The organism is Vibrio sp. Vb1554, from assembly GCF_033344235.1.
The window spans coordinates 413,890-430,439 of sequence record NZ_JAWPOJ010000001.1 but is presented as its reverse complement, the minus strand read 5'-3'; the positions used below and the strand labels follow the sequence as shown (position 1 = coordinate 430,439).

The 16,550-nt window shown below is 41.9% G+C and carries 12 protein-coding genes; all 12 read right to left on the bottom strand.

Annotated features, from left to right (window positions below; genetic code table 11):
* Window positions 1–187: 187 nt before the first annotated feature.
* Genes tssH through tssM form a run of 12 tightly spaced genes read right to left on the bottom strand, consistent with a single transcriptional unit; the run spans window position 188 to window position 16,535 of the window.
* On the bottom strand, window positions 188–2,755 hold the full coding sequence (gene tssH, locus R8N28_RS01885; protein WP_065275343.1) for a type VI secretion system ATPase TssH: 2,568 nt from the start codon (window positions 2,753–2,755) through the stop codon (window positions 188–190).
* Window positions 2,756–2,765: 10 nt separating this feature from the next.
* The gene (gene tssG, locus R8N28_RS01880; protein WP_065275344.1) at window positions 2,766–3,731 is read right to left on the bottom strand and encodes a type VI secretion system baseplate subunit TssG; all 966 of its coding nucleotides are present in this window, start codon (window positions 3,729–3,731) and stop codon (window positions 2,766–2,768) included.
* Window positions 3,728–5,551 (bottom strand): type VI secretion system baseplate subunit TssF, encoded by a 1,824-nt coding sequence (gene tssF / locus R8N28_RS01875; RefSeq protein ID WP_017820213.1) that lies wholly within the window; start codon window positions 5,549–5,551, stop codon window positions 3,728–3,730. The genes tssG and tssF overlap by 4 nt, the downstream gene beginning before the upstream one ends.
* A complete protein-coding gene (gene tssE, locus R8N28_RS01870; RefSeq protein WP_017635621.1) occupies window positions 5,548–6,012 on the bottom strand; it encodes a type VI secretion system baseplate subunit TssE in 465 nt (154 codons plus the stop codon). Before tssE ends, tssF begins: the two co-directional genes overlap by 4 nt.
* Window positions 6,013–6,019: 7 nt before the next feature.
* The gene (locus R8N28_RS01865) at window positions 6,020–6,814 is read right to left on the bottom strand and encodes a type VI secretion system accessory protein TagJ (RefSeq protein WP_065275345.1); all 795 of its coding nucleotides are present in this window, start codon (window positions 6,812–6,814) and stop codon (window positions 6,020–6,022) included.
* Window positions 6,815–6,824: 10 nt separating this feature from the next.
* Window positions 6,825–8,336 carry a type VI secretion system contractile sheath large subunit gene (gene tssC, locus R8N28_RS01860; RefSeq protein ID WP_025767712.1) on the bottom strand — a complete coding sequence of 504 codons (1,512 nt, stop codon included), beginning with the start codon at window positions 8,334–8,336 and terminating at the stop codon, window positions 6,825–6,827.
* 52 nt (window positions 8,337–8,388) lie between these two features.
* The gene (gene tssC, locus R8N28_RS01855; RefSeq protein WP_005375950.1) at window positions 8,389–9,882 is read right to left on the bottom strand and encodes a type VI secretion system contractile sheath large subunit; all 1,494 of its coding nucleotides are present in this window, start codon (window positions 9,880–9,882) and stop codon (window positions 8,389–8,391) included.
* Window positions 9,882–10,412 (bottom strand): type VI secretion system contractile sheath small subunit, encoded by a 531-nt coding sequence (gene tssB / locus R8N28_RS01850; protein ID WP_005375949.1) that lies wholly within the window; start codon window positions 10,410–10,412, stop codon window positions 9,882–9,884. Before tssB ends, tssC (R8N28_RS01855) begins: the two co-directional genes overlap by 1 nt.
* A gap of 15 nt (window positions 10,413–10,427) precedes the next feature.
* Window positions 10,428–11,543, bottom strand: coding sequence for a type VI secretion system protein TssA (gene tssA / locus R8N28_RS01845; RefSeq protein ID WP_053307735.1), 1,116 nt, complete (start codon window positions 11,541–11,543; stop codon window positions 10,428–10,430).
* Window positions 11,536–12,330 (bottom strand): PP2C family protein-serine/threonine phosphatase, encoded by a 795-nt coding sequence (locus tag R8N28_RS01840; RefSeq protein ID WP_005375947.1) that lies wholly within the window; start codon window positions 12,328–12,330, stop codon window positions 11,536–11,538. The genes tssA and R8N28_RS01840 overlap by 8 nt, the downstream gene beginning before the upstream one ends.
* Before the next feature lie 9 nt (window positions 12,331–12,339).
* A complete protein-coding gene (gene tagF / locus R8N28_RS01835) occupies window positions 12,340–13,035 on the bottom strand; it encodes a type VI secretion system-associated protein TagF (protein ID WP_005375944.1) in 696 nt (231 codons plus the stop codon).
* Entirely contained in the window at window positions 13,017–16,535 is a 3,519-nt protein-coding gene (gene tssM / locus R8N28_RS01830) for a type VI secretion system membrane subunit TssM (protein WP_047100988.1), read from the bottom strand. The genes tagF and tssM overlap by 19 nt, the downstream gene beginning before the upstream one ends.
* Between the last annotated feature and the right edge of the window lie 15 nt (window positions 16,536–16,550).

Genomic DNA, 16,550 nt, shown 5'->3' with positions numbered 1-16,550 from the left:
TAATTGACATATATCGTAATAATTTAATTATCTGACGTTTGGTGATAATTAGTGATTAATGTATCAAAAACTTCATTTTAAATACGCCCTGTTATATCTTTAAATAAGATTTAATTTAAGCGTTTTTTATAAAAAATAATAGTTAATATGAACCAACTCCCAATTATTATTGAGAGTGTAAAGGATGTTAAACTATTGAGACATCAAGTCCACTAGTTGTACCTTTAACAATAATTTCATCAAACGTCTTATCATTAAGAATTGCATGCAATATTTCATGAGAAATCTTCGGAAGCAATGTATTTTCTATGGTTGTTTGTACCACACGCGCACCACTCCCAGACTCATTGCTATTGTCTACAATATCATTAATTAGTTCCTCATCAAAAAACAGGTCAGCGTTATAGTGCTTACGAATACGAGTCGTAATTTTATCCAATTTTAATTTTGTTATTTCTATCAATACTTTTTTTGATAGAGGCAAATAGGGTAATACATTCACACGCCCTAAAAATGCAGGTTTAAAGTCAACCAACAAATCATCGCGTAAAGCATCTTTTAGTGCTGACGGCTCAGGAGCTAAATCAGGATCAGAATACAAAGACATCGTCGTTTCGGTCCCTGTATTCGCGGTCATAATAATAATAGTGTTTTTAAAGTCTATATCTCGACCTTCACCGTCTTTAATTGAGCCTTTATCAAATACCTGATAAAAAATATCTTGAACACCAGGGTGCGCTTTTTCCATTTCATCGAGGAGAATTACACTATAAGGTTTACGTCTAACAGCTTCAGTCAGTACACCTCCTTCTCCATAACCGACATAACCAGGAGGAGAACCTAATAGCAATGAGACTTTATGCTCTTCCTTAAATTCCGACATATTGATAGTCGTGACATTTTCTTCACTACCATACACTTTCTCTGCAATCGCCAAAGCCGATTCGGTTTTACCCACTCCGCTTGGTCCGGTCAGGAGAAATACACCATTTGGTCGTGTCTCATCCGTGAGCTGCGCACTCGCGGTTTTTATCACTTCAGACATGAGCTCTAAAGCGTGATCCTGCCCGACAACTCGCTTACACAAACTTTCTTTCAAACCCAATACTGCTTGGATTTCATCATCCTGAAGTTTACCCAACGGTATACCGGTCCAATCCGAAATAACTTCTGCGATTAGCGCTTCATTTACATGCGAAAAAACTAAGGGCTGTGAGTTAGCGGAGAGGTTATTTTCAAGCTCTTGTAACTTGTCTCTCGCAGTCTCAGAACCCTCCTGGATTATTTGGGTTTTAAGTGACTTAGCTTCACTTACCCATTCTTTTTCTTTTTCCCAAAGTACTTCTAATTCAATAATGTCATTAGATAGCGCATCAATCTCTTTTCGGACACTTTGCAGCTGCACATCAAGAGATGCTCCTAGCCGATTCTCTTGGCTAAGATGCTCATACTCAGCTTGCTTTGCTTTAAGTTTATTTCTTTTCGCATCTAGGCCTCCCGGTGTAGATGACTGACTTAACGCAACTCGAGAGCAGGCCGTATCCAAAACAGAAACCGCTTTATCTGGCAGTTGACGACCATTAATGTATCGAGCTGAGAGTTGGACCGCTGCATTGAGAGCTTGGTTAGTGATATGAACATCGTGGTGTTGTGCCATTACATCAAGTAAGCCTCGTAACATTTCGATCGCGAGTTCAGGGGCAGGCTCATCAACCTTTACGACTTGAAAACGCCTAGTTAAAGCTGCATCTTTTTCAAAATACTTTTTATACTCTGCCCACGTTGTTGCTGCGATCGTTCTGAGTTCACCTCTCGCTAATGCTGGCTTCAGAATATTCGCCGCATCACCTTGGCCCGCTTGCCCACCACCGCCAATTAGGCCATGAGCTTCATCAATAAACAATATAATAGGCTGTGGAGCGTCGTTTACTTCCTTAACAAGGTTCTTAAGCCTGTTTTCAAACTCACCTTTCATGCCTGCGCCGGCTTGCAGTAACGCCAAATCCAGAGACTTAATTGCCACATTTTGCAGAGCGGGAGGTACATCGCCATCAATGATCTTTTGCGCCAAACCTTCAACAACGGCTGTTTTTCCAACACCAGCTTCTCCCGTAAGAATCGGGTTGTTTTGTCGGCGTCTTAATAAAATATCGATCATTAGGCGAATTTCATTATCTCTACCAATCACCGGATCTATTTTACCTTCCCTAGCTTGCTCAGTAAGGTCTGTTGTAAATTGATTCAAGGCGGAATTCGCGTTTGACTGCGCTAAGTCATTCGATCTTGATTGAGGCGCATTACTTTCTTTAAAGTTCAATAAGCGAGATGGTTCTATCTTGTTTAGTTCAGGACTAATCGAACCAGCCATGTTGACTAACGTATCATCAGACAAGTAGGCAAATAAAAGATGGATGCACCCCAACTGTTCTTGATTGAATTCAATGGTTGCAGACAACAAGGCATTTTGCATAACAGTCACCGTATGAGCTGATAGCCCAGGCACCGACTGGCATCCTGTTTTGTATTTTTCTAATGCCTTTTGAATATCGGTTTCAACCTTGATTTTATCGACATCAAATTCGTCAAAAACTTCAGAGTAAATATCGTCAGGATGGCGGATAATCATCATTAACCAGTGAGACATTTCAATACTGTGATGAGTTCGGGAGCTTGCCATCGCAGCTGCCTGTTCAAGTGTTTCCTTAGCCTGAGGAGACAATCTTTCGACCAACGCTGAAAGTGAGAGTGAAGCCATTACATTTCCTTTAAATAGTAATTGTTATAGTTCGATCTTTTGTACGTTCGTGTTTTTTAAGCACAGAACCAATACCTAACTGCCCCTGCTGTTTCGATAAACAAGCTTGTGGTAGCAAACTATGTTTGGTGGTGAGCTGCCACTTCAGTTGTTTATGTTTTCCAATCAACTCATAAGCAGCGTTCTTAATGATTGCTATATTGGGTTGGTTAGGAAGCAATTTACTAACTAGCTGTTTATCTTTTGGCAGAAATTCTATTGTTGTCCCCGCGTTGATGTTCCATGCTTTCGAACCCAAAGACGCTCCTAAACCAAGTTGAGCAAACTGCCCTTCAGGCATAGTTCGGGATGCAAGGCGTGTTTGCTCTTCTTTCGTAAGGTGTAACCATTGTCCTTGAAATTCATGAACTTTTACTTGGCATCCAGATAAACATTCAAGAATACTTTTTAGTCCACCTTTACTTCTCATTGGTGAAGCAAACACACCACCATAGTGCCGGGACAATGAACTCCCTTTCCCAGTTAATGCCGATTTACAGCTTTCTAACGGCGAACGCGCGCCCTGCGCATGCGCACGAGACTGAACAGTCAGCTGACTCAGTTGCCAACATCGATAATAAAGAGATAATAAGCGATGATTGAAAATATCGTAGAAGTCCACCATAGCCGTATCGCCTTCTTTTTGGCGATGTAAAGCTAATTCACTATAGTGCTGTGGAAGCACACCTTGCTCACCCGTTAGGCCTATTAAATTGGTCTCAATCTCTAACTTGCTGTCATCTATATTTTTCAGTTCACAAAGCTGAGCATTTTCAAAACCTAATGATGGATTAACCTTTAAGTTTAGCTTTTCATGCTTCGGTAACGCATCTGTTCCTATTTGCGCCTCTGCTTGCAGAACTTCGTGTTCAATAAGATGAATCGCTTCAAACAATGGATGTTGCTTTAATTCTCGATAAAATTGTTCCGCGCTCATAGCAACACCTTATCGCCAGTTAATGCGGGCCATAGGTGGAAAGACTTTCCCGTGGACTTAATTCTTATTTCTAACTGCGTAAAAATGTTAATTTCAGCATATTGCGAGAAGTAAACAGATAAAACACTACCTAAGAGAAAGATCTGCTCTTTAGGTAAAATTTGATCAGAAACCGTCAAAATAATTTTTATACCGTGCGCAAATCCAACTTTGCCTTTCTGACTAATTCTTCCTGTAGTAGGCTCAAACTCTAACTTAGTTAAAGCATCGATTACCGCTTTCGTTTCTGCTGTCCCAGAAAATGCATAGAGATTAAGGGTCTGCTTCAAAGTTGCTAAACCATCTTCCTCGGTAAAATGGTTTAAAGTTAAAAGCTTAGTTAACTGCCATCGTGTGCTTTCATCCATTTCTGGCCGAATAGTTTCTGATAAAGAAACTAAACAACGAACAGATTCGAAATTGTCATTTACCTCCGGTAAAGATACTTGCGGCAGCCCACCTCCAAATGGAAGTTTCTGCGCTAAGTTGCGGTTACAGCACTCAGCTTCCACGTACATTAACCAGTTTTCCCGGCTATCCGGGCTGAACAATTGATGTTTTTTATCAACAAAAGAAATGTAAGTTTCTCTACCTGGCTCATCATACCCACCAGCCCAGTTCTTATCCTCACGTCTCATCAACCAATAAATCTCACTAGTGTTTGTATAATGCGTGTGCTCACCAGCGTGATAACATGGCAAATTGTGGTACGTTTTGTTCCAGTTTCTCAACGTTACGTCAGAAATTGAGACAACCTCATTACTTTCAGATTCTTGGTATTGCGGAGACAAGTGGTAATCGTATTCAGTTGGTAGAATACGCTTAGGCTCCATAATACTTTTAAATAAGTTGATTACAGGCACACAACCTACCATTAAGCTTTCTTCGTCCACTTGCTTTGGAAGCCAGTCATCGTTGGTATCAAAGTAAAAATACAGTTCGACTTGCTCTCCAAGATCTAGCTCAGATAATCCAAGTTCGGTGATATCAAAGAACATAAACTTCTCAGGAAAGTGCAAATACTCAACAAGTAATCTTGCTCCTGAAAAGCTTCTTTTACTGTATGGCACAACTTTCTCATCTTCTGAAAATCCTACTTCAGAAAGATGTCTTTTGGTTAAAGGACGAACTTCTTTGCCATCCACAACAACAGATAAACCAATTAGGTTTTGAAACAGCATTTGGTAGAGCTTAAAAGTCAATTGAGATTGACCGTTTAAATAGAAGCGCAGCCGTTCTATCCCCATTTCACCAAGAGGAGTCTCTTCATCTTGAGCCGTGAGCTGTACTTTCAAAACTGAATGAGCATTGCTTTCCCATCGTGAGCCAACTGGCTTGAAAGGCGCATTTTTAAAAACGCCAGAGGTCACATCAACAGGATACATTCTGACCGGATAACAAGTTCTAAACTCGCATTCATGATATCCAGTAGCACCGATAACAACTCGCTCGCCTTCTTCTACATCAAAATAAGAGGAAGTGGAGTTAGAACAGCTCATTTTAATGACTGACATTGACGGGATTGGGGCGTGAAAATCCGGATATAACTGTCCCATCAAAGACTCTGTAAACTGAGGGTAACTATTGTCTAAGCTTTGTCTAATCCTTGCTGTTAGAAATGCGCAGCCTTCTAACAATCTTTCTACGTGTGGATCGTCAACCTGTTCCTCACTAATACGAAGTCTCGCGGCAATCTTGGGATACTGCTCACCAAACTCTTGCCCTTTGTGACGCAAATAAGCTAACTCGCGATTATAGTACTTGAGAAACTCTTCACTCATTTTGCTCTACTCAGTTTCATACCTAAATTTACCGGCTCTACTTCAGAATTGAATCGCACTTCATGAATACTGTTATCAATTAAGCAAGTGGCATTTATCTGTAACCTCAATACCCTATCAATAGCGTTTTTCTCGTCCGAAATCTGGACATGAGGGTTCCTTAACCTCGGCTCAAACTCTTTAATTGCATCATGAACGATGTCGCAAAGCTGATTCTGCCCTTCTTGGCTGCTATAGGGCATTGAGGAAAAATCTGGCAGCCCATAGTTCAATATTGAATAACGAACCTCTAGAAGATCATCAGGAATATTTTTCCATCCAATACGACTATTCAGCATCGACTCTAGATCTCTAAGTAAGCTGCTCAACATCTGTTGCTGGCTTGCAGGGAAGTCTTTCTCATCTCGAGTGAGAGGATCACTATCTATCAATTTGTCGAGCAGAGAAACGGTTAACGACATGATATTTCTACGCTATTTGTTTCTGTTCTAATAATGTAGTCAAATCACAGATTGGAAGCGCTGAGTCACCGACTAACCAACATTTTTGACCCAAGCCAACAAAAGATTCTTGCTCACCAATCTGCTTCCAATCCGTTTCTCGACCTAACTTTTGCGCATCGCTCTCTGAGTCAACATATGTCAACGGCATATGGCCTTCGCCTTCACCAAGTCCATCGATATCAAACTCGACAGGTCGCCAAATACTCTCTAACAAAGAAGTAGGTGCTTTAACTTCTAGCGTATGGATTCTCGATATGGGTACAAGAAAATAGTTACCTGCTGTAGAAAACAGTTCAATGTAACCACCTAAACGATCATCAATATCTCTAGCATCTTCGTAGTTTGTGCCGTTTACGTTAAACCCTTTAATAGTGCGATGCTCTTCAATGCGATGCGATAGACGTGACGCTTCTTCGTACTCTTGATTTCCGAGAGCAAGATTAAATCGAACAAGCTCTTTAGTTAATTCCTCATCACCTAATACTTTGGCACTAGCCGCACCATTGATAAAATCCTTTCTAGCTTGAGCTGCTTTCACTAAATGTCGTAGCTGACTTGCACCAGGCAGATACTCAGGAAACAATTTAATCGATTGCATGAGCTGAGCGTCCGCACGCTCGAAGTCCCCATCAATGCAAAGAAGCTCAATGAAGGAACTTCTCAAGCTCGCATCTTTAGGGGTTGCTTTAATTTCATCAATTAATTGCTCTAGAGCGTGTTGCAATAGGCCCTGGGACAAAGCATTTTTCCATTGAGTCATTGTTATTTCCTTACACCATGTGCTCTGGTGATAATTCGGTAATTAATTTAATGCTAGATACCATTTGATCGAGTTGAAAATGCGGTCGCAAATGGATAACTGAGTAATAATGTCCAGGAGTTTCTCTTTTCTCTCGAACTGTAATTTTCGCTTCATTTAGGGGGTATTTAGCTCGAAGCTCATCAGACGCTTCATCTGATGCGGTAGTGTACTGATGTAACCAGCGTTGAAAGTCACGCTCTAGGCTTTCTGCGTCTTGATACCCACCAATTTTGTCACGCCCCATAACCTTGAGATAATGTGCGACTCGCGATACACACAATGTGTATTGCAACATCGATGTCAGTTTTGCATTCGTTGAAATATGCTTTTCTGCGTATTGTTTGGGCTTGTAGAGAGATACATTCGAGGTCATCCCCACCATATCGGTCTCAGGTATTGGAGAAATAGAAATAAAACCGCACTCAGACAATTCTTGTTCTTTTCTCTCAGAGATTTTCAAGTTTAACGGACATCTTTCACGATCATTCTTGCCATTAACACGCATCTTGCTCCTTGTAGGAGCGACGATAATACCCTGACTGTAATCGCCTTGTTTAATCCCTCGCATATGCGTGAACCAACCATGTTCCTGAAATGCTCTAATTGATACGGCAGCAAAACAGTACGCACTACTCCCCCATAGCAAATCTCGATTGGAGTCGTAGATGTGTTCTTGAAAATTGAATTTATCATTCCGCGAGCCATCACTTTTGTATGGCTGACGGAACAAGACGTTAGGTGCAGTCAAACCAATAAATTTAGCGTCATCGTTGTCTCTCAAACTACGCCACTTTGCATAATCTTCCTGTTCAAATTGGGCCGCTATATCTCTTATCGCAGAGAGTTGAGCGAAACTATCAACACCAAACATCTCTGGCGATGCAGACATGATAAATGGGCTGAATGCTGCAGCTGCAGACTGAGAGATCTTACTCAACACAGACAGATCTCTATCAAAATAATTTTTACTAGGATCACAGCGAAGCTGATAATCTCCAACCACCACACCAAAGGGTTCTCCCCCTGCCATCCCATATTCATTTTGATAGAGCAACTTAAATAGTGCTGATTGGTCAAACTCGATGGCTTTTAAAGCATCTTTACTGATTTCATTCCATGTCGCCGTTAAAACCTTAACTTTTACAGAATCCGATGAACGAGAATCAACCTGTTCACATAAATACCTAACTCCAACCCACCCCCTTTCGAGCTGTTGAAACTCAGGATGATGTAATATTTCATTTAGTTGAGATTCTAATAGCTCATCAATGCGGTTAATTGTGTTCATCACACTATGACGAAAGCTGTCCAAATCTCTTGAACGTGTACCTTCTAGCCAAATTCGAGCTGACGATACAAGATCAGAAGATTCATTGAATCGAGTCAACCACGGGCTATCAAGTTCAGCATAGCCTCCGGTACTGAACTCATGTTTTAGCTTGCTAGGGTCGCGAAAGTTAAGTGACACTGCTAATTCCATCTAGAACATAAAGATTGGTCATGGCTGGCCTTTCGACCAGCCAATTCGTTTCTTATCCACCTGACTGAGGGATCTTTGCCACAAGTCGCAAAGATGTGGTCAGTTCTTCCATTTGTAACCAAGGCTTCAGCCATGCTACGGCATTGTAAGAACCAGGTGCGCCAGGAATTTCCTTAACCTGAACACGAGCGTCTGCTAGAGGGTATTTCGCTCTGATCTCTTGACCACCGCCTTCAGAAGCATTGACGTAACCTAGGATCCAGCGGTTCAGCCAAGACTCAACGTCTTCTGCTTCCATAAAGCTACCAATTTTATCTCGAGCCATTACTTTCAAATAATGCGCAAAACGAGATGTTGCCATCATATAAGGTAGGCGGGCAGAAATGGCCGCATTGGCCGTTGCTTCAGGGGATTCATGGTTCGCTGGTTTTTGACAGGTTTGCGCACCAAAGAACACTGCATAGTTGGTGTTTTTGTAGTGACAAAGCGGTAAGAAACCAAGCTTACCAAGCTCCGCCTCACGTCTGTCGGTAATACCAATCTCTGTTGGGCACTTCATATCAGGGTCGCCATCATCACTCATGAAGAAATGCGTTGGCAAGTTATCCACTCGACCGCCGCCTTCTGCACCACGGATGGCAGTACAAAATCCATATTTTGAAAATGCGTCGGTTAACTTAACACCAAGAACATACGAAGAGTTCATCCAACAGTAGTCGTTATGTTCAGCGTTAACAGCAATACCTGAAACAGGATCTACTTCGAACTCTTCAAACCCAAACTCTTCGACTGGAGCGGTAGCTTGTCCGTATGGCAAACGAGCAAGGACTTTTGGCATCGTCAGACTAACGAAGCGCGAATCGGCACTCTCGCGGAACGAACGCCATTGGGCGTATTCTAGTGATTCAAATACCTTATCTAGGTCGCGTGGTTTTGACAACTCAGTCCACTCATCAAAGCCGAATAGTGCTGGTGAAGCTGCGGACAAGAATGGAGAGAAGCCAGAAGCCGCTACATTTGACATTAGGCGTAACGACTCAATATCTTCTGGGTGGTTGGTAAACTCATAGTCTCCAATCAATGCACCATACGGTTCACCACCAGCACTACCAAACTCAGACTCGTAAACCTTTTTAAAGATCTGGCTTTGATCAAACTCAACAGCTTTGCTCAAGTCTTTATGTAGCTCTTTCTTGGTCATGCTCATCATGCGAACTTTCAGAGTAGAGCTGGTCTCTGAATTCATCACTAGATAATTTAAGCCGCGCCAAGAACCTTCGAGTTTCTGTAATTCTGGGTGATGCATTACTTCAGACAACTGATCAGAAATCTGCCTATCGAGCAAATTAATCGCTTCACGAAAAGTTACTGTTAGGTTTTTGTTCCAAGTAACTGTCCCTTTCATTGCTTCTTCAGCGAGCGTTTTAATCAGCTCCTCAGCACGAGAAGCTTCGGTCTGCTTAGTCGCACCAATAGCTTGATCTAAGAATGAAGTTGTCTGTTCATTAACAGTTGGATCTAACTGTTTTTCAGCTTCAGTCGTCATTATTCCGCTCCTTCAGTACTGTCTGACTTCGCTTTCTTGCCAAGATCTAACTCGCCTGCAAGTCTTGCCAGATTGTCTGTATTGTTCAAAACATCCTCTAGGATATTTTCAAGCTCTTCTGAGCGGTCAACTTTTGTCATCAAATCACGCAGTTTATTACGCGTTTCCATCAATTGGCGTAGTGGATCAACTTGATTTACGATCGCAGCAGGCTCAAAGTCTTGCATTGATTTAAAGTTTAAATCGACCTCAAACTGTGAATCGTCATTCGCAAGCTTATTCGCAACTTTAAACTTCACCGATGGATTCATTTTTTTGAGTACATCGTCAAAGTTATCTCGATCTATCTGAATAAAACGGCGGTCTTTTAATGGCTTCAACGCTTCTGTGTTTTGACCAGCGAAGTCACCCATTACACCTACAACAAAAGGCAGTTCTTTCTTAAGAGTCGTACCTTCAGTTTCAACATCATAGGTAATGTGGACACGAGGCTTCCGTACTCGTGATAGTTTCGAGTGGATACTCGTCATACCATTCTCCCTTTATTAATTTTCATTTTGTTCTGCTATGCCAACCAAACGGAAGTAGCTTTTCTTTGCATCCCCGTCGGAGATAAGTTCCGCCAGTAACTCCGGCAGAGGCATCCCACACCAACGAATAATCTGTTCGATGGAGTAAGAAACTGGTGAGTGAGGTTCACTCTCTCGGAAGAAATCAGCTACTTGCTGCAATTGTCTAATTGCCTGCTCTCGTGATTTCATGTTTGTCGCTAATAATGCATCACAACTTTGTGAACTTAACGGTTGTTCAGAAGAAGATTCATCAAGATCCTCTAGCTCTTCAAACACGGCTTGTGGTTGATTGAAACGATCTCCTAGAAGGTGCTTTAATGCCGAGTGTATTGATTCGAGTCTTTTTGATATATAAGAGCTAGGAGTCACATCACCGACCGCTTCGTCTAATCGCTGACTGAATTCATTAAATGATTCTGTAGCGAACTCCAAATCCGTGATTAATTCTTGATAAAACGTATCAGAAGTCGACTTAACCGTAGTTATAATTTCAGATAGCTCAACAGCCCCAAGCTCGACTCGATTTCGGCGCTTATCTTCGTCTAAGCGCTCAAGCTCTATAGCTTGCTGATATTCCCAATAGGCATAAGCTTGCTCCACGCCTAAGTCAGTCAATGGTATACAAGCAATTGGAAAAATAAGTGTTCCTTCACTATCGATACCATTGAGGCCAATAATCGCCGATATTCTTGTCTCAATACCATCTTCATCAGGCATTGGGTACAGATCATCCCAAAAGTTCTCAATTAAACTGGTTGCGAGTTTGTAGCCAACGCCCATACCACGAAAACCATACAATCGAGTTAGGGCTTCTATAAGCCAGGCAACAAATTCCAAATCTTTAGACTGATTCGTGAGTATTTCTGGGACATCTTCAATAAATACTCGCCATAAATTACTGTGGGTATAGATACTTTCTTCTTCTATAAGAGCATTACGTTCAGCGTTGCGGGCGGCCATACGCTGATCTTTCAACCGATAGTAAGCAGACTGTGGTGATACATCCTCTCTAGGATCAATACCTGTAGGATTTTCTTGAGATATAGGAGCCAACGCTTGTTCATACCAATCAAACATTTCATTACTCATAAGCTCTCCCTCTTAGAAAGACAGGTATCGTCGCGTCTTCTCTAGTTACTGTTTCGCACTCCGTTTGCGCTTGGCGAACTTTGATCAAAGCACAAGTTACGTTATCACTTGCGCCCCGAACCAAAGCCGAATGCATGAGCGCTAATCCAGCTTGGTTGACTGAGTCTGCATACAATGTCCGATGAATTTCATCACTCGTAAGTTCCTTAGAGAGTCCATCGCTACAGAGTAGAAACTGATCGCCGTCAGCCAACTGCCCTGAAACTTGATCAATAGTGACACTTTCGTCGACCCCAACAGCTCTGGTAATAACATTTGCAAGAGGGTGCGATTCGGCATCTTCAAATGCCAATAAGCCCTGATCCACTAAGTCCATGACTTGACTATGATCACGTGTTTTTTGGACAAAATTACCACTTCTAAGCTGGTAAATTCGGCTATCACCCACCCAAAGACAGTGGTAATACCCATCCTGAATAAACAACAAAACAAGTGTTGTTCCCATCGTTTTACCGTCTAAGTGATTTTGTGCGTATTGGTAAATTTCTAAGTTCGCTTCTTGAACCACTCTTCGGATATCATCGATATTAGTATTGGAGACATCCTGCATGTGACGCGCGACTCTATCCACTAGCATCTGGCTTGCTATATCGCCAGCACTGTGTCCACCCATTCCATCGGCAACCACCCAAATATGCTGTTCTGTCATATCCAACAGAGCATCCTCGTTATAAGGGCGTACTTTTCCTGCGTGCGATTTAGCAAAGGTAAAATAGTTCCAATTCATTCTTCTATCCTACCAATTCCACTTTTTCCAGCCGCCATCAAGCATGGCTGAAAACTGACCAATTGAAGGAAATCCACTAGTAATGAACATGCATGGTTCAACCTTCGTTGAACCTTCAGTCCACCAAAAACATGGTTTACTCAATTTTTCTTTAATGAGGTAATTCAAAAGCGTGTTTTGATCAGTATTGCCGTGATCATGAAAAACTGTAGATATTTGGCTTTGATAAAGAAACTCTAGAGGCTTCACTTCACTTGTTACATTCGCAACGAGGTCATTTTTTTCTTGAGTACTCTTATGCCAAACATCAAAGACAAAGTCGTCCTCAAGTACTGAAAGAGCAAGAGCGGCACTGTCCTCGGTCCAAGCTCTGTCACCCCAATATTGCGCAGCTTCACCTTTTACGGCACGAGCTATAGTAAAGAAAAAGTATCTACCGCATGCATCAACACTAGGAATCATGCTACCAATGTAGGTTGAGTCTTCTAAATAGCTAATATCCAAAGCAAAGTGCCACACAGGAGCCGTTAAAAAGTGCTCATTCCAGCTTTCACCCAGTTGTTCCCTGCTGACTGCAATAACCGCCTGTTGCCAATCATGCCAACGCTCCGAGAAATCTTGTGATAAACCATCTTTCACAAAGTCCCCTTTTGCAGGCATTTTACCGATATAGCCCCAGCCTGATGTTATAAGGTTCGTGGACATCTGAACCTCTCCATTTCATTTGACCAAAACGGATTAATGGCACTAGAAGGAATAAGCTCTAGCTGCACCTTATTTCCCTTTAAATCAATCATAACTATGTTGTCTTTACGCGATTCTGGCCTTGCTTTAAGTGATTGATCCAAAAGCTTGAATATGCCCCACTCACCTTCATAGGTATGCGCAATTTCGCGTTTAGATTCAGGTGGTGTGAACACAATTCGAGTCTGATCTTGACCGGCAGGCCAACTCAACGATTTAGCTCTTGCTGGTCCATGCTTATAAACCAAATCTTGTCCACCCAACTCTAAGACAAATCGAGTAATGTGCTGGTCTAGATAAACAGGCTTCATCCCAAACTCTACGCGTAATGAATTATCAGATTCAAAGAAAGACTGCCTGATACGTTGCGCTCTTTGAAAGACCATTAGTGTTTCTGGACGAACTCCAATTTCCTTTTCTAATCGCCAACGACTTTTCGAAGTATCCACAAACGGTTCGAGGTATTCTTGGAAGAATGCGTCAAGCGTACCTCCATAACCAAAGAATCGCTTAAAGTCTTTCAATCTAACTTCTCTGCTCGCGTTGGGCTCGAATGGATATCTGCCAGCAATAGTCCGCTGATAAGGGCGGACCACCTGTGTTACCCAGAGTTGATTTAGATGATCCTTCGAACCGCTCTCCGCAAACTTAACCGACTCTTGAGAAAGCTCACCTAGCCATTGATTAAATGGTCTCGGCAAAAGTTCTTTAGCACGAGCGAAGGAAGCTGCGACATCTTGTGTAACGGTTCCATCTAAAATACTTTTGTAGGCAATTTTCTGATTGTTACCAGAGCTTGATAAGTCACTTAAATACGAACGCAAGTTAACCATTGCTTGTTGAATATCATCAAAGTCTTGCTCACCAAGGCGTAAGATTTCTGAAAAATGCGATTCGACTTCTTTACCTGGCAGAGCAACATTGAAGCCGTTTTCTTCAGGTAAATACATGTCTAGTCTATCTGCCGTATTTGAAAACTTAACTTTGGCAACTTTACCAGCAACTTCAGAAGCGGCTTTTTGATTTTCTGACAATGATACTTTTGATAGAGCAACCTCTTTTTGGATTGCTCTCAACAAAGATTCGATTGGTCTTTCAACTCCAGATAAAACCCTCGCTTGCTCTGTCGCAAGTTCTAGGCTCGGAGCCTGCTTCAATTGAATATCTTCGATCAACGTTTTCCATTCATTAACATAATCTTGATAGTATCGAGACTGAACGCCTTGGATGGCACTGTCTTGATCAATTTCATGAGCCTTAAGATCGTCACCATAAACCCAGTTCTCTTCCATTAGGCTTTTTACTGTACGGTTGATCTGAATCTGAAAAATGCTATGAAAACCATTGTACGTGTAGAAACCCGAAATGCCTTGTGATAGCGGTTTTCCACTAGCTCGCTCGAACTGCTCAAGCCCTTTAGGTCCCAATACATCAGTCAAGCGAAATGAAGGTACATGACTCTTAGAAAATTGTATTTTCATTCGCTGATAAGCACGTTCAGGTAGAGACATTTGAGTCAACACTTCTCGAGCACTCGTCACGGCAGCAGTGTTGTAAGTAAAGCCTTGTCCATCGTTGCCTAATAAATATTGAGTGTGCTGTAGCAAACGTCTTCTTAAGTCTGCGTTTAGCTCACCCGGATATTGACGTTCGAAATAAAAGTTAAACCAAGCCAACACTTCATCTTGTTGATATTTGTCTGGATTGAATAACATCAAATACGTTTTTAACGTTTCGTACAAATACTCACGATGCTGTTGATTGCTCTCCATTTCTGACACCAAGCTATCAAGAAGCAGAGGGGCGTAATATTGGGTCAAAGCATCAGAATATGCATTGTTTGCCGCCTGAGACACTTTGTCTCCTTGATAGAGACCAAACCTCTTTACAGAGTCGGCATCACCGTAGTCGCTTTGCTTTCCGAGAGGAAGCGTCATCAACCTATCTAATGTTTCTACAGCTGAAACAATATCCGCTTCAAAATCTAAACTTTGAGCGCCAATCATTGCATCAATATGGCTCGCTTGTTCATTGGTATCGACAATTAACTGTGAGTTCCACTTATAACTCATAAACCAAAGCGCAGAAGCTCCGAGCAGTAGCGTTGTACATCCAATGTAAACACCTCGACGCATCCAACCTGACTGCTTTTGATAGTGACGATTAACTGTTCCTAACAGTTGCTCTTTGAAAATAACCTTGTCAAAAAGATTCTTTACGAAATAACTATGAGAACCAGTCTGACTCTTTGCTAGAGCTAAACGATTTAACCCAAGTCCATTGGTTGATTCATTCATCAGCTTATCGACTGGTAAGCCTTCTTGAACCGAACTCAACATAAACACACCACGAATCAAGGCAGGCTCTTCAAAACTGTTTTGTGCAAAAATTTCAGCTAAAAACTCGTCAAGATTAGCTTGTAGCACTCTTAATTGCTTTGGAAATTCAAAGATAAGCGCGCGTTTATCTAAATCGTCCTCTGTTTCAAGTATTCTAAGCATACGGGCATCAAGGCGCTCCAACATGCCATGAAATTCTTTGTTGAATAGAGAAATAACGCCTCTTTCATCATCCACTTCACGAGGGAACATGAAACCAAATAATTCCTCTCGCTCTTCCTTACTTAAATCGGCAAAAAACTCATTGAAACCGGCAACTAAATCCATTTTGGTGAGCAATACGTAAATCGGAAACTGCATGCCTAACTGGTTTTTCAGTTCTTGAAGTCTCGACTTAATTGCTCGAGCATGAAGACTTCGCTCGGTTCGAGTCTGAGACATCACGCTGGCTAAACTTATCGTAACAATCGCACCATTAATTGGTCTTTGCGTTCTATACTTTTTCAACAATCCTAAGAAACCATGCCACGCTTTAGAGTCGACCTTTTCTTGACTGTCTTGTGTCGTATACCGGCCAGCCGTATCTATAAGAACTGCTTTATTTGCAAACCACCAATCACAGTGGCGAGTGCCACCTACACCGGCAATAGAGTCAGAGCCAAGGCTGTCTCCTAATGGAAACTCTAACCCCGACTGCTTTAATACGGTTGTTTTCCCCGTTCCAGGAGGGCCAATCAACACATACCACGGTAAGTCATACAAGCTTCTCTTGCCTTTGTGTGTTTTCGTCACTACTTTGACAGCTTGCTCAATACGCTCGCGCATTAAGTCAATTTCACTTGCCGCTTCTTTATCTGATAGGCTATCAACCTCAAGCAACGTTTGAATACTTTCGTCTTCTTTCACCTTTTGCTTATGCTGCTTGGTAACGTTAAATATCGCCCAAAGCAACACCAACACTAGAATAGTGACTAGCCGTTGAAAGTCACTCTTTAGGGGCTCATATCCCGCTATCGCAATAAGTGGACCAACAACCCAAATGAAAATAGAACAAGCAGCGACACCTATAAGACCGAGAAACCATCTTTGAGTAAATATTCTGCCAATTTCTTTAATACGCATCTCTATCTACCTATT